This window comes from Sorangiineae bacterium MSr11367 (genome assembly GCA_037157805.1).
Classification (GTDB): domain Bacteria; phylum Myxococcota_A; class Polyangia; order Polyangiales; family Polyangiaceae; genus Pendulispora; species Pendulispora rubella.
Window position 1 is genome coordinate 4,098,256 of the sequence record CP089983.1, and the last position, 18,234, is coordinate 4,116,489.

An 18,234-nucleotide genomic window follows, 5' to 3' on the forward strand; every position below is an offset into this window, starting at 1 on the left:
AACGAAATCTAAACGACGCCCGGCAGTTTCACACCACCGGTCAGCTTCTCGATTTCGGCCTGCATCGCCTTTTCGGCCTGCTCGAGGGCGCTGTTGATGGCGGCACAGGCGCCATCGAGCGCGAGCTCGGTGCCTTCACTCTTGAGGAACTCGGGGTCGATTTCGATGCGTACGACTTTGCGACCGTACGTGACCGTGGCCTTGACCTTGTCCCCAACGGCGGAGGCCGCCACCTCGGTGTCTTTGAGCTGCTCTTTCGTCTGCTCGATCTTGCGCTGCATCCGCGCCGCTTGGCGCATCAGCTCGTTCATGCCGCCACGGAATTGCATGGGGCGGAATCCTAGTTCAACGCTTCCCGATCGACGATTCCTTTAATCCTCGGATCCGGCCGGAAGGCGCACTTCCCGGAGATCCGCGTTGAAGAGGGCGATGGCGTGCCGGACCAAAGGGTGCTCGGCGACCGCGTTGCGCGCGGCCGAGAGCTCTTCCCGCTTTTTCGCGATGGCCATGGACGCGAGGGTGGCGACGGTGGCCTGTTGCGCCGTTTTGTCGTCGACCTGAAACGAGACCTCGCCGAAGAGGGCACGCAATTCCTGCGTAACGAGGGACAGCGCCTCGGCCTCGCGGACTTGAAACGCGAGAAACTCGTCCAGCGCAATGCGAACGCGCTCGGAGCCGATTTCCACGGGGATCGCGTGCTCGAGCACCGAGGCGAGCGGAGGTCGCGTGGCGCGCACCCGCTCCACGACGCGACGCCAGGACGCGAGGTTCTCGCCACCGCCGGTGGGGGGAGAGAAGGCCGGCGGCGGGGCCGCCACCGGTGCCGGCGGGGGCGGGGGAGCTGGTGCGGCGACGACCGGCGGGGGAGGAGGCGGTGGCGGTGGGGGCGGCGCTGCAAAAACAGGTCGCGGGGGAGCCGCTGCAGGAGGTGGGGGAGGCGGCGGCGGGACGAAGGCAGGGGGCGCGGGGAGCGCCGTATGCCCGTTCGCGTGCGCGGCGGGGGGCGGCGGTGGCGGCGGCGGCGGTATGGGCGGCGCGACGGGCGCGGTGAACGACGCGGAGGCCGGCGCCTCTTGCTCGCTGGCACGGGCGCGCGGGGGCGGCGCAGGCCTGCCACCGCCGCCACCTCCCGCTGGCCCTCCACCGCGCGGGGCCGTGGGCGGCGCCGGAGGAGCACCGCCGAGGCGCCGCTCCAAATCGCCCAGCCGCGAAAGAAGCTCGTCGAGTGGCAGCAGCGCGGGGCGACGCGCAAGGCGCACGAGCAGCATTTCCAACGCGGCACGTGGCTGGCCACTGCGCACGACGTCGTCGAACGACTTCGAAAATCCCTGATAAAGCCGCATCAAGTCGTCGCCGTCCGTCTTTTGGGCGAGCGACATCACGTCGGCGACTTCCTCGTCGGCCAAGTCCAGCAGATCACGCCCGTCCTCGCCGGACACCTTGGCCACCACCAAGTTGCGCAGGTGCTGCAGCACGTCCCGCGCGAGGTGCGGCAAATCGAATCCCTGCTGCGCCAGGCTATCGATCACGCGCAACGCCGCCGTCGCGTCGCCGGAAACCAGCGCGCTTCCCAACTCGTGCAGCACGCGCCGATCGGCCACGCCGAGCACGCGCGACACGTCCTCCGACGTCAGCTTTTCCCCGCTGAAGGCAATGACCTGGTCGAGCAGGCTCATTGCATCGCGCATCGACCCTGCGGCCTCGCGCGCGATCACCGCGATGGCGGCGGCATCGGCCTCGATCTTCTCCAGCCCGAGGACTTCCTCGAGCCGTTTCGCAATGAGCTGCGTCGAGATCAGCTTGAAATCGTACCGCTGGCAGCGGCTCAAAATCGTGACCGGCACCTTGTGCACTTCGGTGGTCGCGAAGATGAACTTCACGTGCGGCGGCGGCTCTTCCAACGTCTTCAAAAACGCGTTCCATGCCGCGTTGGAGAGCATGTGGACCTCGTCCACGATGTAAATCTTGAAGCGGTCGCGCGCCGGCCGGAAGGCGAGCCCCTCTTGCAGACGCCGCACCTCGTCGACGCCGTTGTAACTGGCCGCGTCGATCTCCTGGACGTCGATGTCGTTGCCCGCCGCAATTTCCTTGCAGGCTGCACACACCTGGCAGGGCTTCGCCGTCGGCCCTTTCGCGGAGCCGCGTTGAAAGTCGCCCGCCGCAAGCGGCGGATCTCCGGGCGCACCAAGGCAATTGAGGCACTTGGCCAAAAGCCGTGCGCTCGTGGTTTTCCCCACGCCGCGAACGCCGGTGAAGAGAAACGCGTGCGCCACGCGCCCGCTCTCAATGGCGTTGGCCAGCGTGCGCGCGACGTGCTCCTGGCCCACCAGGTCCTCGAAGGACTGGGGCCGGTACTTCCGTGCGAGGACGAGATAACTCACGCCGATGGAGTTACCACGAAACGGGATCGCGCTGGAGCGGCCAGCGCGATCCCGGGAACAACTACTTCTTCAACTCGGTGATCAGCTCGGGGACTGCCGTGAAAAGGTCCTGCACCAGGCCGTAGTCGGCCACCTGGAAGATCGGCGCCTCGGGATCCTTGTTGATGGCGACGATGTTTTTCGAGCCTTTCATGCCCGCCAAGTGCTGAATCGCGCCAGAAATGCCGATCGCGAAGTAAAGCTGCGGGGCGACGACGCGGCCGGTCTGTCCGACCTGCAACTCCGGCGGCGCATACCCCGCGTCGCATGCCGCGCGGCTCGCACCGACGGCGGCGCCGAGCAGGTTGGCCAACGGATCGAGTACCTCGGCGAAGCGCTCCTTGAGGGCGCGCCCGCCGGAGACGATGACCTTGGCCTCGCCCAGGTCCGGACGCTCGCTCTTCGCGGCCTCCAGCGAGACGAATTCGACGCGTGCCGCCGCCGGATCCGCCGCCGCAACGGCGATCTTTTCCACCGGCGAGGCGCCACCGCTCGGTTCCGCGGCGGCGAACTCGCTCTGACGCACGCTCACGACCTTTACGGGCGTCTGGATTTCGCAGTAGCCGAACGCGTTGCCGGCGTAGACGGGGCGCTTGAACGTCAGCTTGCCGCCGTCGTTCTTCACGCCGCTGATATCCGTCGCGTAGCCCGCGCCCAACTTGGCGGCGACGCGCGGGGCGATGTCCTTGCCGTACGAGCTGGCCGTGACCACGACCACGTCGAAGTTGCCGGCCTTGGCGACTTGGGCGATGACCGGCGCGTAACGCTCGGCCAAGGGATCCTTGAGCGAGGCGTCGTCGGCGACGAGGACCTTCTGCGCGCCGAACGTCGCCGCTTCTTGCGCGGCCTTGTCGGCACCGGAGCCAAGGACGAGGATGGAGAACGGCGCACCGACGTTCTTGGCGAACGTGACCGCGCTGTGGGTGCTCTTTCGGAGCGAGTCTTCGTGGAGTTCGGCGATGACGAGAATGTTCATCTGGAGATCTCTTTCGCTCAAAGGACCTTGGCTTCGGTCTTCAGTTTTCCAACCAACTCGGCCACCGTCTTGACCTTGACGCCGGCTTTGCGCGCGGCGGGCGGCTCGAAGGCGCTGTACTTGATCTTGAGCGCCGTATCGGTCGTCAAATCGGCCAGCTTGACCTCGACGAGCGGCTTCTTCTTCGCCGCCATGATGGCCATGAGCGCCGCGAAGCGCACGCCGTCGGCGTAGTTGTGCGTGGGGGGCGTGTGCTTCGACGTGACGCTCTTCGGCGCCACGATGCGCAGGTCCACGCTGACCACGGCGGGGAGGGTGACGCGCACGTTGACGGTGCCGCCGTCGACCTCGCGGCCCACGACGAGGGACTTGTCGTCCTCGCTCTTGATGGTGCCCGCGAAGGTGGCCTGGGGCCAACCCAGGTACTCCGCCAAGAGTTGTCCGACCTGGTTCGAGTCGCCGTCGACGGCCTGCTTGCCCGCCAGGACGAGGTCCGGCTTCTCTTTTTCGACGAGGGCCTTGAGCGCGCGGGCGATGAGATCTCCGTCGAGGTCTTCGTCCTTCGCGTCGATGCGAATGGCTCGGTCGGCGCCCGTAGCGAGCGCGGCGCGAAGGGTCATCTCGGTTTCCTTCGGTCCGAAGGTGACGACGACGACTTCACCGAGGCGCTGCTTCGGGCTGGTGCCGTTTTCCGTGAGGCGGAGCGCCGTTTCCACGGCATACTCGTCGAACGGATTCGGCTTCCACTCGAGGCCGGTCGTATCGATCTTGCCGCCGGCGATCTTGATCTTGTTGGCGTTGTCCGGATCGCTGACGCGCTTGAGGGGGACGAGAACTTTCACGACCGGGCTCTCCTTAGTTGGAGTGAATGAATGGCGATTCAGTTACTGCGTCGTACTTAAGAGGAAGACGCGACCCTGTCAACTCGCATCAACTCGCATCAAGCCGGCACCACTCGCGCCAGGGGAGCTGGATTGAGACTATCTGCTTGAGCCAAAAGACCCCACAATACGCGACACCATGCAGACGACCTGCGACTTTCTCGTCATTGGAAGCGGTGTGGCGGGCCTGACGTTCGCGCTCGAAGCAGCCGCCTACGGCGACGTGGTGCTCATCACCAAGCGATCGCGCGACGAATCGAACACGAAATACGCCCAGGGCGGCATCGCCGCGGTGCTCGATGCCGACGACAGCTTCGAGGCGCACATCAAGGATACCGTCGTAGCGGGCGCGGGGTTGAACCATCCCAAGGCCGTCGAGATTTGCGTGAAGGAGGGCCCCGAGCGCATCGCACAGCTTCGGGCCATCGGTGCCCGCTTCGACCGCGCTTCGGGCGCGCCGCCGGATCGCAACGCGGATCTCGATCTTCACCTCGAGGGCGGCCACAGCGCCCGCCGCATCGTGCACGCCGAGGACATGACCGGGCGCGAAGTGGAGCGCGCCTTGCTCGAGGCGGTCGCCGCCCAACCGCGCATCCGCATCCTCGAAGAGCACATGGGCGTGGACTTGATCACGTTGGCCAAGTACGGCGGCCCCGAGGTCTGCGCGGGCGCGTACGTGCTCGACGTGAGCGCGGGCAAGGTCGTGACGGTCCTCGCACGGCACACGATCCTCGCGTCGGGTGGGGCGGGGAAGGTGTACCTGTACACGTCGAACCCGGACGTGGCGACGGGTGACGGATTGGGCATGGCGTACCGCGCGGGGGCGGAAATCGCCAACATGGAGTTTTACCAATTCCACCCGACGTGCCTGTTCAACCCGCAGAGCAAGAATTTCCTCATCACGGAGGCGATGCGCGGTGAGGGCGCCGTGCTGCGGCGGCTCGACGGTACGCCGTTCATGAGGGAGCACCACCCGCTGGCCGATCTGGCGCCGCGTGACATCGTCGCGCGTGCCATCGACCACGAGATGAAGCGCACCGGCGCCGAGCACGTGCTCTTGGACATCACCGACAAGAAGCCGAGCTTCGTCAAAGAGCACTTCCCCGGCATCTACGCCGAGTGCCTGCGCTACGGCATCGACATCACCGTGCAGCCCATTCCCGTGGTGCCGGCGGCGCACTACCAATGCGGTGGCGTGTCGACCGACTTCGACGGGCGCACCACGATTCCGGGGCTATGGGCCATCGGCGAAGTGGCGCATACCGGTCTGCATGGCGCGAACCGCTTGGCGTCGAATTCGCTTTTGGAGGGCCTGGTCTTCGCCCACCGCGCGGCGGCCGCGCTCAAATCCGTGGATCGCAGCGCACCATGGCCCGACGTGCCCGAGTGGGACGTGGGCGAGGCGGGCACGAGCGACGAAGCCGTCGTCATCACGCAGAACTGGGACGAGCTGCGTCGCTTCATGTGGAACTACGTCGGCATCGTGCGCTCGCAAAAGCGCCTGCGCCGCGCCGCCCGCCGCATCAGCGTCCTCCAAGAGGAAATCGGCGAGTACTATTGGAACTACTTCGTCACGCGCGACTTGCTCGAACTTCGCAACATCGCCACCGTGGCGCAACTCATCGTGGAGTGCGCCTCTGCACGCCGCGAGAGCCGCGGCCTCCACTACAACATCGACTACCCCGAACTCGACCCCCGCGGCGCCCGCGACACCGTCGTAAAACGCGGCGTGCCAGCCCACCTGCGCGGTCGGTAACGGCGAAGAGAATTCACAGGAAGACGGGAAGACGGGAAGGTTTTTGGGTTTTCAATCGGCCAATTGAGCCAACGGAAACCCCAAAAACTTCTCTCTGATCCTTCTCGTCTTCCCGTCTTCCTGTTCAAATCTCTCTCAGGCCCAGGCCGCGTCGATTTCGTCGAGGGCGGGCTGCAGAGCTCGGGCGAGGCGATCGAACGCGCTGTCGAACGTCGGAGAGGAGGCGAGCTTCGACTTGACCGCTCGTTTGCGTCGCGACGGCTTGGCCTTGGCGCTTTCGAGGTTGGACGTGAGCTCGGCGAGTACGTGCGAGGGGACCGTCTTGCGCATGCCTCGGGGCTAACGGAGTTTTCGGAAGATGGGCAAGAAAGTGGCGACGTGATACGACCTCGTAGATGAGAGTGGGGGTACCGAGGGAGGTCACTCCGGGGGAAAAGCGGGTGCCGCTCATGGCGGACTCGGTGAAGCGTCTCGCTCCGAAGAAGATCGATGTCTCGATCGAACGCGGGGCAGGGACGGGCTCGTGCGTCTCCGACGACGAGTTTCGGGCAGGGGGCGCGACCGTCGAGGACTCGGGCGATGCGCTCTACGCGTCCTCCGACGTCGTCGTGCGTCTGCGCCTGCCCACGGTAGAATCGATCGCACGCCTGCGCGAGGGCAGCGCGCTCGTCTCGCCGCTCTTTCCCCTGCAGGCGCAGAATGCGCCGCTCGTGCGCGCGCTCGCGGAGCGCAAGGTGACGACCATCGCCGTGGACATGATCCCGCGCACCACGGTGGCGCAAATGATGGACGTCTTGAGCTCCCAGGCCACCATCGCGGGCTACTACGCCGTGCTCATGGCCGCGGCGGCGCTGCCCAAGTTCTTTCCCATGCTGATGACCGCCGCCGGGACGATCGCCCCGTCGCGTGTGCTGATCCTCGGCGCGGGGGTCGCGGGGCTTCAGGCCATCGGCACGGCGCGCCGGCTCGGTGCCGTGGTGGAAGCCTTCGACGTGCGCCGGGTCGTCAAAGAGCAAGTGGAGAGCCTCGGCGCGCGCTTCGTCGAGGTCGACTCCGACGAGGACGCGCAAACCGCGGGCGGCTACGCCAAGGAGACCTCGGAGGCCTACAAGGCCAAGCAAGCCGAGGCCATCGCACGCCACGTGCAAAAGGCGGACGTGGTCATCTCGACCGCGCTCATTCCCGGCCAGCGCGCGCCCATCCTGGTGACCGAGGACATGGTCAAATCGATGCGCCCTGGCTCGGTTATCGTGGATCTCGCCGCCGAGCAGCAAGGCAACTGTGCGCTCACCGAGCCGGGCAAAAGCATCGTCGTGCACGGCGTGAACATCCTCGGCGAGCTGGATCTGCCGAGCAAGGTGGCCATCCACGCGAGCCAGATGTACGCGCGCAACATGGAGAAGCTGCTCCTGCACCTGTGCAAGTCAGACGGCAAAGACAGCGCCCTGCACCTCGATCCGGAAAACGAAATTACGCGCGGGTGCCTCATCACGCATGCGGGAGACGTCGTCCACCCCAAGGTGAAGGAGCGACTCTGATGTCGAGCGAACTCATTTTCGGTCTCTACATCTTCGTCTTGGCGACCTTCGTGGGATACCAAGTCATCTCGCGGGTGCCGCCGCTGCTCCACACGCCGCTGATGTCCGGGACCAACGCCATCAGCGGCATCTCGCTGGTGGGGTCTTTGGTGGCCGCGGGGGCGGAGCACAATCAGGTCAGCACGATTTTGGGCTTCATCGCGGTGACCGCGGCGAGCATCAACGTGGTCGGCGGCTTCATGATCACCGACCGCATGCTGCGCATGTTCAAGCGGCGCGGCCCTGCGGAGAAGGCAGGAGAGAAGCCGTGACCCCGCTTCTCAGCCTCGCGTACCTGGTCGCGTCGGTTCTCTTCATCCTGTGCCTGCGCGGCCTGAGCTCCCCCGAGTCGGCGCGCCGCGGCATCGTGATGGGCGAGCTGGGCATGTTCATCGCCGTGGTGGCGACGCTCCTGCACAGTGAGATCATCAGCTACACGTGGATCATCGCGGGCATCTGCCTCGGCTCGGCCATCGGCACGGCGATTTCGCTGCGCATTCCGATGACCAAGATGCCCGAGCGAATCGCGCTCTCCCACTGTTTCGGCGGCTTGGCCACGGCGCTGGTCGGTGTCTCGGAGTACATCCACACCGGCGGCCACGTGTCGCGGTTGACCACGGGCGCGCTCGGCTTCGAGACGTTCTTCGGCTTTCTCACCTTCACCGGAAGCATCATGGCCTTCGGGAAGCTGCAGGGCCTCATCACCGGCGCACCGGTCACCTACAAGGGCCAGAACTTCGTCAACATCGGGCTCTTTTTCGTCTCGCTGGCGATGCTCGTGTACCAAGTCATCGAGCCCGCGCAGCCGAACCTGTTCTACACGACCGGCGCCATCGGCTTCGCGCTGGGCGTGATGGCCGTGCTGCCCATCGGCGGCGCGGACATGCCCGTGGTCATCTCGCTGCTCAACTCGTACGCGGGCCTCGCGGCGTCGGCCACCGGCTTTGCCATCGGGAGCAACATCCTCATCATCTCGGGTGCGCTCGATGGTTCGTCGGGTCTCTTGCTCTCCATCTTGATGAGCAAGGCCATGAACCGCAGCTTCACCAATGTGCTCTTCGGCGCCTTCGGCACGGCCATCGAGCCGTCGGCCGCCCCGGCCGGCGGTGCGGTGGCCTTCAACGAGGCCACCATCGACGATGCCGCCGGCGTTCTTCGCGCCGCGCAAAACGTCATCGTCGTTCCGGGGTACGGCATGGCCGTATCGCAAGCGCAGCACGCCGTGCGGGATCTCGCGGCCTCGCTGCAAAAGCGCGGCGTGGAGGTGAAATACGCCATCCACCCCGTCGCCGGGCGCATGCCGGGGCACATGAACGTGCTGCTCGCCGAGGCCAACGTGCCCTACGACGAGCTTTACGATCTGGACAACATCAACGACGACTTCCCCCGCACCGACGCGGTCATCGTCGTGGGCGCCAACGACGTCGTGAACCCCGCCGCCAAAAAGGATCCGGGGAGCCCGATCTACGGCATGCCCGTCTTCAACGTCGAGCAATCCCGGTCCATCATCGTGCTCAAGCGCAGCATGAACCCGGGCTTCTCCGGCGTCGAAAATGAGCTCTTCTTTCTGCCGAACACGATGATGGTCCTGGGCGACGCGAAGAAGACCCTGCTCGGCTTCATCGCCGCGCTCAAAGAAGGGCATTGAGCATCGCTCCGGGCTATATTCCCTGTCATGGCGAACGTTCCGTCCCAGCCGTATGTCTCACTGGAGGACTTTTGGGCCGCCGAAGAGACGAGTGAGACGCGCCACGAATGGCTCGACGGGATCGTCTACGACATGTCCCGCGGCAGCATCGAGCATGGCCGGCTTACGGCGGCGATCACCATCGAATTGGGCAACGCGCTAAAGGGGAAGTGCACGGTCTATGGCCCGGAGGTCATGCTGTACATCGCCGAAACGCGGTTCTGCACCTATGCGGATGCGAACGTCGTTTGGGGTCCCGCGGAGACGTTCCGCGTGGCGAAACTTGGCGATGCGTTGACGAATCCGTCCGTGCTCGTGGAAGTGTTGTCGGACTCGACCGAGCAATACGATCGCGGTGAGAAGTTCGCTCACTACATGCGAATGCCATCGGTGCGAGAATACGTTCTCGTGTCACAACACGAACGTCGGATCGAGGTCTTCCGACGGCCCGAGTACGGGCGTTGGTTTCACGAGGTCGCGCAGGCCGGCGAATCTCTGACGCTGCATGGCGAGAAGATTTCCGTCGATTCCGTGTACGCGAATTTGTATCCACCCCAGAAGTATTGAGCTCTTTGGCCGCGCGAGGGGATCGGGGTAAGGTCCCTCGCGATGGTTGGCTCGCACGTACCTCACTTGGATTCGCCGGTTGCGCCGCTCGAGGATGATGTCGCGGATGCACGGTTGCCGGAGTTGCTCGAGGTTTACCGCGCGGTGGTGCGGGCCCGGGCGCTCGAAGCGCGCCGGGACGAGCTCGAGCAGAAGGGCGGGGCTTTGCCGCGTCGCGCCGCGTTCGTGCCGGAGGATGCCTTTGCGGGCGCGACGTTTTCGCTGGGGGCGGACGACTGGCTCGTCGGGGAGGGGACCGAGACGGCGCTCGCCCTTGCGCGTGGCGCCACCTTGGCGGACTTCGTGGCGCACGCGTTCGGGCGCGGGCGCAACCCGTGGAACGTGCGCGAGCGACGCACCGTTTCATCGGATTTGCGCAACGGCGCACACATTACCCAAGCGGCGGGCATCGCGTGGGGCGCGAAGATCGAACGGCGTGCGCTCGCCGTGCTCGTCACGTTCACCGACGACATCGTGACGACCGGAGAATTTCACAACGGCGTCAACTTCGCCGGTGTCTTCAAGGCGCCCGTCGTCTTCCTCTGCACCAGCCAAACAGCGCTCATCGATGTGGCGCCGGCCTACGGCATCGCGAGCACCGTCTGCCAAGCGGCGGACTTCTCCTCCGTCGCCCGCGCCGTGGCGGACGCGCGGAAGCGGGCGCTCGCAGGCCTCGGCCCCACCTTCGTCGAAGCCCGCATCGAGGACGCGCGCGGGATGACGCCCCTGCGCCGCCACCTCGAGGCGCGCGGTCTTTTCAACGCCGAACAGGAGGCGAGCCTCTTGGCCGAGGCCCATTCGGAGATCGATCGCGCACTGTCCGATTTCGTTCCAACGGGACGGCGTACGGAGTAGGACTGCACCATGGCGACTCAGAACATGGTGCAAGCCATCAACGACGGACTGCGTCACGAGATGCGACGCGATCCTCGGGTGGTCGTCCTGGGCGAAGACGTCGGCAAGGTCGGCGGTGTCTTTCGTGTGACGGCGGGTCTGTACGATGAGTTCGGCGATGACCGGGTCATCGACACCCCCCTCTCCGAGGGCGGCATCATCGGTTGCGCCATCGGCATGGCCCTCTACGGCTTGGTGCCGGTTCCCGAGATTCAATTTTCGGACTTCATCTTTCCCGCGTACGACCAAATCGTCAGCGAGCTCGCGAAGATGCGCTTTCGCTCCGGCGGCGAGTACGCGGCCAAGGTCGTGATCCGCACCCCCGTCGGCGGAGGCATCCGCGGCGGTCTCTACCACTCCCAGTCGCCCGAGGCGCTGTTCATCCACGTGGCCGGCCTCAAAGTCGTTTGCCCCTCGACCCCCGAGGATGCCAAAGGGCTCCTCTTGGCCAGCATCCGCGATCCGGATCCGGTTCTCTTCTTCGAACCGAAGCGCATCTACCGCGCGGCCAAGGGCGACGTTCCCGAGGGCGAGCACCTCGTCGAAATTGGCAAGGCGCGCACCGTGCGCGAGGGCAAGCACGTGACGGTCATCGCGTGGGGCGCGATGGTATACGAGGCGATCGCGGCCGCCGACGAAGCCGAAAAGCAGGGAGTCTCGTGCGAGATTCTCGATTTGCGCACGCTCTGGCCCGTCGACATCGACGCCATCGTTGCCAGCGTCCAGAAAACCGGGCGCGTGATCATCGTGCACGAGGCGCCCAAGACGTGCGGCTTCGGCGCGGAACTCGTCGCGCTCGTCAACGAGAAAGCCTTCCTTCACCTCGAGGCGCCGCCCGTTCGCGTCACGGGATTCGATACGCCGTTTCCCTATACGCTCGAAAACGAGTATTTGCCTTTGGCCCACCGGATTTTGCCGGCCGTTCTGGAAACGGCCCGATTTTAACGGAGAGATTCATGGCTCGCTGGGAATTCAAGCTGCCCGACATCGGGGAAGGCGTGACCGAGGGCGAAATCGTCAATTGGCTCATTTCACCGGGTGAAACGGTGAAGGAAGACCAGCCCATGGTCGAAGTCATGACCGACAAGGCGACGGTCACCATCGCCGTGCCCCGCGCGGGGACGGTGCTCGAGCTGCGTGGAAAGGTGGGCGACATCGTCGCCGTGCACTCGACCTTGGTGGTGTTCGATGTGGGCGGCGCCCCGCCTGCCACCGCGCATGCAGCGAACGGCTCCGGCAATGGCCACGCGAATGCGACGGATGGCCCGGCCGCCACCGCGGTGGGGGACATTCGGGAGACGCTCCCGGGGATGGCACCAAAGGCCCCTCCCGCGGCAGCTGCAGGGGGAGCAGGCCTCGAGTCGGCCTACTTCAACGAGAAGCCGCTCGCCACCCCGGCCACGCGCAAGACGGCGCGGGAGCTCGGCATCGATTTGAAGCGCGTGCCGCCGACCGGTCCGCAAGGCCGCGTCACCCGCGAGGACGTACAATCCTTCGCGCAACAAGGACCCACGGTGGCCGTGGCCAAACCTGCGCAAGCGCACGACGCGCCTGCTCCGGCCCCGGCTCCGCAGCCGGCGCACGCGCCGGCACGCGAGCCGGTGAAGATCTCGCCGCCCGCGGGATCGTCGGGCGCCCTCGAAGAGCGCGTGCCCTTTGCCGGCATGCGCCGCCGCATCGCGACCAAGATGTCGCAGTCCAAGAACACCGCAGCGCACTTCACCTTCGTCGAGGAGTGCGACGTCTCCGCCCTCAAGGCGCTGCGTGCGCGCCTCAAGCCGCAGGCCGATGCCCAGGGCGTCAAACTGAGCTTCCTCCCGTTCATCGTGAAGGCGGTCATTGCGTCGCTGCGCAAGCACCCCATTCTCAATTCGGCCCTCGACGAGAGCACCAACGAGCTCGTCTACCGTAAGTACTTCCATATCGGCATCGCCGCCTCGACCGACGCGGGCCTCATCGTCCCCGTCGTCAAGAACGCCGACCGAAAGAGCATCCTCGAGATCGCGCGCGACATCGATCGGCTCGCGAACGAGGCGAAGGAAGGCAAATCCAAGGTGGAAGATCTGAGCGGTTCCACCTTCACCATCACGTCGCTGGGCGCCCAGGGCGGCCTTTTCGCCACGCCGATCATCAACTTCCCCGAGGTGGGCATCCTCGGGGTGCACCAGATCAAGCAGAAGCCGGTCGTTCGCGACGGCCAAATCGTCATTGGCGAGGTGATGCTCCTCTCCCTGTCCTTCGACCATCGCATCGTCGACGGGCACGTGGGTGCCGCGTTCGCCTACGACGTCATCGGATTTTTGGAGAATCCCGACCGGCTGTTCCTGGAAATGGCTTAGATGAGGGTTTAGGGGGGAGGGGTTAGGGTTTAGGGAGAAAGACCGACCTCGGAAATCCCGAGGTTTTTTTCCCCTAACCCCTAACCCCTAACCCCCAACCCCTTCAGGTACTACGATGTGAGGCGCTCGGTCCATGCGACGCGCCTCACTTCACGTCTTGTGCCTCTTCGCCGTGGCGTTGGCCATTGCGGCGTGCGCGACGACGCGGGGGGCGGAGCTGGAACCGCGTTACGTGGCCCTGCACAACGCCTTTGCGGCAATGGGGCTGGCGCAGGTGGGCCCGCTGCAGCGCGGCTCCCTCGCCGAGGGACGCGAGATGCGCTTCCCCGTGGAGCTCACCGCCGATTGCACCACCATTGCCCTCTTCGGCGGGCAGGGGGTGCGCGATCTCGATGCGACCTTGCTCGATGCCGGCGGCGCGGTCGTCGCCCGGGATGCCACCAAGGATCCACAGGCCGTGCTGCGCGCGTGCGTCGATGCACCGGGCACGTACACCCTGCACGTGAAGATGGCCTCGGGCGCCGGCGAATTCATGACCGCCTCGTGGACCGGCGGCCCGAGCGCCGGGCCCCGCACCGGCGGCGCGTCCTCCGCGCTTGCCACGCTTTCGGGCACCGGCACGTGTGATTCGCCCATCGCGCTCTCGCCGGGAAGCTTCACGGGCTCCACCTCGCGCGGTGAGAGCGAACACGAAGGCTCGTGCAGCAGCTCGACCTCGCGCGAAGTCGTGTACCGCTTCGAGCTGACCGCGCGCAAACGCGTCACCATCGACGTGAACCCACACTTCGACAGCGTCATCTACCTGCGCAAGGACGACTGCACGGATCCGGACACCGAGATCGCCTGCAACGACGACGCGCCCCACGAGCACGACTCGCACCTCGACGAAGAGCTCGAGCCGGGCGTCTATTTCCTCTTCGTCGACGGGTATTCCAGCGAGTCGGGTACCTTCAAATTGAACGTGGTCATGAACGACGTGCCCACGCTCGAAGAGGTCTGCCAGAGCGCGCGCGTTCTCTCGACGGGGCTCGTCACGTCGGGCTCCACCCGAGGGCTCTACGATCACGTGCGCTCGAGCGGATGCGGCGACACCGCGAAAGGTCCCGACACCCCGTACCGATTCGACCTCGCGCGGCGTTCGCGTGTGCGCATCGTGGAGCGCTCCAGCGATTTCTCGACGGTGCTCTACGTTCGCCGGCGCTGCACCGATGCGAAGAGCGAGATCGCCTGCGCCGACGCCGGCTTTCACGATGGCGAGGCCACCTTCGCGGGCATGCTCGAGCCGGGGAGCTACACGGTCGTCGCCGACGCAACGGATCGCGAGGCCGACGGCAGCTATTCACTCTTCGCCGAGGTCGGCCCGGAGAATGGACAGGCCGGCACGCCCGGGGACACTTGCGCGGACGCCTCGCCGCTCGGCAACCTCGATGCGAGCGCCGCCGGGGACACCTTCCTCGCGCGCGACGATCTCTCCGTGCGCTGCGGAGGCACCGGCACACCCGACGTCGTGTACCGGCTCGAGGTGGCCAAGCGATCGCGCATCGTCGCGCAGCTCGATCATCAAGAGGGGAGCCACGTGCTCGCGCTTCGGAAGAGTTGCGCCGATGTGAGCACCGAGTTCGCCTGCAGCGCCTCGATCGACCGGACCGTCGAGCCGGGCGTGTACTACCTCATCGTCGACGGCGATCCGACCTTCGGCCTCGGGCGATTCTCCTTTGCCTTCCGCATGCGCGAGGTGGCGGGCCAGGAGAACGCGTGCCGCGCGCCAAAGCTTCTCGCCAATGGGCAGACGGCGAAGGGCACCACGGCGGGCGGCAGCGACAAATTCGTGGCCTCGTGTGCCGGAAGCTACGACGGCCAGGCCTCCCCGGATGCGGTGTACCGCATCGTGGTGCCCAGCCGCGGTCGCGTCCGTCTCAATGTGACGGGCACGGGCTTCAGCCCGGTCCTGGCGCTGCGTCGATCGTGCCTCGATGGCACGGGCGGCGCACCCGAGGTGGCGTGCAACGCGGACGCAAGCTCCAACCGGGCGCACATCGACACGACGCTGGACGCGGGCACCTATTTTGCGGTGATCGACGGCCAGGGGCGCGGGAACCAGGGTGCCTATGCCCTGGAGTATGTGTTTTCGGCGGCGCCAAAAACCCGCTAACCCGTAAACGTGCCCCTGCCCGTGCCCGTTGCGACGTGCCCGCTCGGAGGACGGGCATGGGCACGGGGGGAGCCGAGAATTACCCGTGCTCTTTCGCGTAGGAGTACGCCGTGTACGCGGCGATGAGGTGGCAGATCCACCCGAGTGTGCCCCATGAAGCGAACCATGCGCCGGGCGTGATGATGAGCCAAAAGATCCCGCGGAGGAACTTGCCGTTGTAGATCTGGCCGACGCCGGGGAAGAAGAACGAAAGAACGGCGGCGAGACCGGGATTGAGATGACGATTCGAGCTCACGTAACGAAAGATGCGCATGGAACCACCGCCGCGCAACCACCGCCCGCCAAACTGCAGCGCGCGCTGCTCCGCTGGTACGACGTGGAGAAGCGCGATCTTCCGTGGCGTGGAACGAAAGATCCGTACGCCATCTGGCTGAGCGAAGTGATGCTGCAGCAGACGCGCGTCGATACGGTGCGTCCCTATTACCAGCGCTTCATGGAGACGTATCCGACGGTGTTCGCGCTGGCCGAGGCACCGCTCGAGCGCGTGCTCGGCGATTGGAGTGGCCTCGGTTACTACCGGCGCGCGCGCATGCTTCACGCGGGCGCACAGCAGATCGTGCGCGACTTCGGTGGGGCGCTTCCCCGCGGCGTGGAGAACCTGCGCAGCATCACGGGCATCGGCCCGTACACGGCGGGCGCGGTGGCCAGCATCGCCTTCGACGAGCGAGCGCCACTCGTCGATGGCAACGTGGCACGTGTGCTGTCGCGCATCTTCGGTGTCGAGGAAGACGTGCGCGGTGGACCTGGACGCGCACGCATCTGGCAGATCGCCGAATCGATCCTGCCGGAAACGCGCGCAGGCGATTTCAATCAAGCGCTCATGGAGCTCGGCGCAACCGTGTGTTCGCCGACGTCGCCGCGATGTGGACCGTGCCCCGTACGCGGCATGTGCGTGGCCTTTTCGAGTGGCGAACCAGAGCGCCTTCCGAACATGGCCCCAAAGGCCAAACCGCGTCCGTGGAAGCGTGCAGCGCTGGTGGCCACGCTCGGGACCGATGGCGTGCTCCTCGCGCGGCGCAAGCGTGACCTCCTCTTTGGCGGCCTCTGGGAACCGCCCACACTCGATGCCGGCAACGCTGCGTCGAATCCGGACGCAGCACGTCTTCTCGCGCTGGCCGGTGTGAAGGCCAAAGTGCCCGTGCGCACCGGCGAAATCACGCACGTGCTGTCGCACCGAAAAATGACCGTCGAGGTCTACCGTGCAGAGCTCCGTAGCGCGCACGCAACGTTGGAGCAGCATGCCGCCCAGGACGAAAATGGGCACGGCGAGTACGACGCCATCGAGGTCGTCCCACGCACCTCCGCGATGAGGCGCGGAATGAGCACGCTCGCGCGAAAAGTGCTGCGTGCCGGTGGAATCGAGGTGAACATGGGGAGATCGGAGGGGGAGGCGACCAAGTGACGGATGATGCGATGGTGCGTGTGCTCATCGTGGATGACGAGGCAGGGCTACGTCGAAGCTTGGCGCGCATTCTTGCCGCGCGCGGCTTCTCCGTGGAAATGGCCGAAGACGGCGACCGTGCCATCGAGCTCCTCGAGCAAAACGAGCCCGAAGTGATTCTCTGCGATCTGATGATGCCGAAGATGGGCGGCTTCGAAGTGCTCGAGCACACGAAGCGCACCCACCCGCGCGTCGAGGTCGTGATGATGACGGCGCACGCCGACGTGGACTCGGCGGTGGCCGCGGTGAAGTCCGGCGCGTACGACTTTCTCACGAAGCCGTTCGCCTCGAACGACGCGGTGGCCCTCGCGGTCAGCAAGGCGGCCGATCACAAGCGCCTCGTCGAGCGCGCGGCGCGGCTCGAAGAGCGGCTCGTGGCGCACGAGCGCTTCGGCGAATTGGTCGGCACGTCGGGCAAGATGCAGGCGGTGTATCGGCTCATCGAAGGCGTGGCGAGCGCGACGTCGACGGTGCTCATTCTCGGGGAGAGCGGCACGGGCAAGGAGCTCGTGGCGCGTGCGATTCACCAGCACTCGGCGCGCGCGGATCGTCCCTTCGTGCCCGTGAATTGCGCGGCGATCCCCAAGGAGCTCGTCGAAAGTGAGCTCTTCGGCCACGTGCGCGGGGCGTTCACGGGCGCGCAGAGTGCGCGCACCGGGCTCTTCGAAGCGGGCAATTCGGGCACCCTGTTCCTCGACGAGGTGGGCGACCTTCCGCTGGCCGCGCAGGTGAAGTTGCTGCGCGCGCTGCAAGACGGAGAGATCAAGCGCGTGGGCTCGGACGAGACGCGTTTCGTCGACGTGCGCGTGCTGGCCGCGACCAACGTCGACCTGCAGCAGCGCATCGCCGACGGCACCTTCCGGCGCGATCTGTACTACCGGCTCAACGTCATCCCGATCCACGTGCCGCCGCTGCGTGAGCGGGACGACGACATCGTCCTCCTCACGCACCACGTGCTCCAAAAGCTGGCCCGGCGCATGGGACGTGCGCCGAAGCGGGTCAGCGCGGAGGCGATGGAGGCGCTCCGGGCGTACGCGTGGCCCGGCAACGTGCGCGAGCTGGAACACGCTGTGGAGCACGCGTTCGTGCTCGCCACGGGCGAGCGCATCGAGCTCGGCGATCTTCCGCAAATGGCGCAGCAGGCTCCGTCGAGCTCGCGGGATGGGCGTGACACGGATGTCGCGGAGGTGCCGCGCGCGGGGCTCCCAGGGCTTGCGGCGCTCGCAGGTTCGATGGAGCCGCAGGCGCCGCACGTGCGGTTCGATCTGTTTGCCTTGCCGTATGCGGAGGCCAAACGGCGGGCCATGAAGGCGTTCGACGATGGGTACGTGCGCGAGGTGCTGAGTCGATCCGGGGGCAATCTTTCGGCGGCGGCCCGCCATGCGGGTCTCGATCGCTCGAACTTCCGTCGCATCGTGAAACGCCGCAAGACGGCGGAATAGCTC

The 18,234-nt window shown here is 66.1% G+C and carries 17 protein-coding genes; 11 read left to right on the forward strand and 6 right to left on the reverse strand.

The annotated features are described in order from the left end of the window. Positions 1–8: 8 nt before the first annotated feature. The 4 genes from LVJ94_16500 to LVJ94_16515 form a co-directional block, all read right to left on the reverse strand. Positions 9–329 (reverse strand): YbaB/EbfC family nucleoid-associated protein, encoded by a 321-nt coding sequence (locus LVJ94_16500; GenBank protein WXB08827.1) that lies wholly within the window; start codon positions 327–329, stop codon positions 9–11. Between the two features lie 42 nt (positions 330–371). Next, positions 372–2,381 (reverse strand): DNA polymerase III subunit gamma/tau, encoded by a 2,010-nt coding sequence (dnaX, locus tag LVJ94_16505; GenBank protein WXB08828.1) that lies wholly within the window; start codon positions 2,379–2,381, stop codon positions 372–374. Positions 2,382–2,442: 61 nt separating this feature from the next. Further along, on the reverse strand, positions 2,443–3,396 hold the full coding sequence (locus LVJ94_16510) for an electron transfer flavoprotein subunit alpha/FixB family protein (GenBank protein WXB08829.1): 954 nt from the start codon (positions 3,394–3,396) through the stop codon (positions 2,443–2,445). Positions 3,397–3,413: 17 nt separating this feature from the next. Then, the gene (locus tag LVJ94_16515; GenBank protein WXB08830.1) at positions 3,414–4,238 is read right to left on the reverse strand and encodes an electron transfer flavoprotein subunit beta/FixA family protein; all 825 of its coding nucleotides are present in this window, start codon (positions 4,236–4,238) and stop codon (positions 3,414–3,416) included. A gap of 178 nt (positions 4,239–4,416) precedes the next feature. On the opposite strand from LVJ94_16515, the gene nadB reads away from it, so the two are divergent. Then, positions 4,417–6,033, forward strand: a complete 1,617-nt coding sequence (nadB, locus tag LVJ94_16520) for an L-aspartate oxidase (protein ID WXB08831.1) — start codon at positions 4,417–4,419, stop codon at positions 6,031–6,033. A 135-nt stretch (positions 6,034–6,168) separates the two neighbouring features. Here the strand turns inward: nadB and LVJ94_16525 are convergent, their stop codons facing one another. Further along, on the reverse strand, positions 6,169–6,363 hold the full coding sequence (locus LVJ94_16525; protein ID WXB08832.1) for a hypothetical protein: 195 nt from the start codon (positions 6,361–6,363) through the stop codon (positions 6,169–6,171). A gap of 65 nt (positions 6,364–6,428) precedes the next feature. Here LVJ94_16525 and LVJ94_16530 point away from each other — a divergent pair, with 65 nt between their 5' ends. From LVJ94_16530 to LVJ94_16565, 8 genes are all read left to right on the forward strand, one after another. Then, a complete protein-coding gene (locus LVJ94_16530) occupies positions 6,429–7,571 on the forward strand; it encodes a Re/Si-specific NAD(P)(+) transhydrogenase subunit alpha (protein ID WXB08833.1) in 1,143 nt (380 codons plus the stop codon). After that, positions 7,571–7,882, forward strand: a complete 312-nt coding sequence (locus tag LVJ94_16535; GenBank protein WXB08834.1) for an NAD(P) transhydrogenase subunit alpha — start codon at positions 7,571–7,573, stop codon at positions 7,880–7,882. Before LVJ94_16530 ends, LVJ94_16535 begins: the two co-directional genes overlap by 1 nt. Beyond that, positions 7,879–9,258 (forward strand): NAD(P)(+) transhydrogenase (Re/Si-specific) subunit beta, encoded by a 1,380-nt coding sequence (locus LVJ94_16540; protein WXB08835.1) that lies wholly within the window; start codon positions 7,879–7,881, stop codon positions 9,256–9,258. Before LVJ94_16535 ends, LVJ94_16540 begins: the two co-directional genes overlap by 4 nt. A gap of 27 nt (positions 9,259–9,285) precedes the next feature. Continuing rightward, complete coding sequence (locus LVJ94_16545) at positions 9,286–9,864, forward strand: Uma2 family endonuclease (protein WXB08836.1); 579 nt, start codon at positions 9,286–9,288, stop codon at positions 9,862–9,864. Positions 9,865–9,906: 42 nt separating this feature from the next. Continuing rightward, complete coding sequence (locus LVJ94_16550; protein WXB08837.1) at positions 9,907–10,758, forward strand: hypothetical protein; 852 nt, start codon at positions 9,907–9,909, stop codon at positions 10,756–10,758. A gap of 9 nt (positions 10,759–10,767) precedes the next feature. Next, complete coding sequence (locus LVJ94_16555; GenBank protein ID WXB08838.1) at positions 10,768–11,742, forward strand: alpha-ketoacid dehydrogenase subunit beta; 975 nt, start codon at positions 10,768–10,770, stop codon at positions 11,740–11,742. A gap of 11 nt (positions 11,743–11,753) precedes the next feature. Next, positions 11,754–13,136: a 2-oxo acid dehydrogenase subunit E2 gene (locus LVJ94_16560; GenBank protein WXB08839.1), complete on the forward strand. Its 1,383-nt coding sequence runs from the start codon at positions 11,754–11,756 to the stop codon at positions 13,134–13,136. 133 nt (positions 13,137–13,269) lie between these two features. Further along, positions 13,270–15,288, forward strand: coding sequence for a hypothetical protein (locus tag LVJ94_16565; GenBank protein ID WXB08840.1), 2,019 nt, complete (start codon positions 13,270–13,272; stop codon positions 15,286–15,288). A 79-nt stretch (positions 15,289–15,367) separates the two neighbouring features. Here LVJ94_16565 and LVJ94_16570 read toward each other — a convergent pair whose 3' ends face one another. Next, positions 15,368–15,583 carry a hypothetical protein gene (locus LVJ94_16570; protein WXB08841.1) on the reverse strand — a complete coding sequence of 72 codons (216 nt, stop codon included), beginning with the start codon at positions 15,581–15,583 and terminating at the stop codon, positions 15,368–15,370. Between LVJ94_16570 and mutY the strand changes: the two genes are divergently transcribed. After that, a complete protein-coding gene (gene mutY, locus LVJ94_16575) occupies positions 15,566–16,750 on the forward strand; it encodes an A/G-specific adenine glycosylase (protein ID WXB08842.1) in 1,185 nt (394 codons plus the stop codon). The genes LVJ94_16570 and mutY overlap by 18 nt on opposite strands. After that, positions 16,747–18,231, forward strand: coding sequence for a sigma-54 dependent transcriptional regulator (locus tag LVJ94_16580; GenBank protein ID WXB08843.1), 1,485 nt, complete (start codon positions 16,747–16,749; stop codon positions 18,229–18,231). The genes mutY and LVJ94_16580 overlap by 4 nt, the downstream gene beginning before the upstream one ends. Positions 18,232–18,234 lie beyond the last annotated feature (3 nt).

Excerpts from the sequence above, each read along its gene's own strand:
- LVJ94_16500 (WXB08827.1), bottom strand. The coding sequence starts at position 329 with ATGCAATTCCGTGGCGGCATGAACGAGCTGATGCGCCAAGCGGCGCGG.
- LVJ94_16510 (WXB08829.1), bottom strand. The coding sequence starts at position 3,396 with ATGAACATTCTCGTCATCGCCGAACTCCACGAAGACTCGCTCCGAAAG.
- nadB (WXB08831.1), top strand. The coding sequence starts at position 4,417 with ATGCAGACGACCTGCGACTTTCTCGTCATTGGAAGCGGTGTGGCGGGC.
- LVJ94_16525 (WXB08832.1), bottom strand. The coding sequence starts at position 6,363 with ATGCGCAAGACGGTCCCCTCGCACGTACTCGCCGAGCTCACGTCCAAC.
- LVJ94_16530 (WXB08833.1), top strand. The coding sequence starts at position 6,429 with ATGAGAGTGGGGGTACCGAGGGAGGTCACTCCGGGGGAAAAGCGGGTG.
- LVJ94_16535 (WXB08834.1), top strand. The coding sequence starts at position 7,571 with ATGTCGAGCGAACTCATTTTCGGTCTCTACATCTTCGTCTTGGCGACC.
- LVJ94_16545 (WXB08836.1), top strand. The coding sequence starts at position 9,286 with ATGGCGAACGTTCCGTCCCAGCCGTATGTCTCACTGGAGGACTTTTGG.
- LVJ94_16550 (WXB08837.1), top strand. The coding sequence starts at position 9,907 with ATGGTTGGCTCGCACGTACCTCACTTGGATTCGCCGGTTGCGCCGCTC.
- LVJ94_16555 (WXB08838.1), top strand. The coding sequence starts at position 10,768 with ATGGCGACTCAGAACATGGTGCAAGCCATCAACGACGGACTGCGTCAC.
- LVJ94_16560 (WXB08839.1), top strand. The coding sequence starts at position 11,754 with ATGGCTCGCTGGGAATTCAAGCTGCCCGACATCGGGGAAGGCGTGACC.
- LVJ94_16565 (WXB08840.1), top strand. The coding sequence starts at position 13,270 with ATGCGACGCGCCTCACTTCACGTCTTGTGCCTCTTCGCCGTGGCGTTG.
- mutY (WXB08842.1), top strand. The coding sequence starts at position 15,566 with ATGACGATTCGAGCTCACGTAACGAAAGATGCGCATGGAACCACCGCC.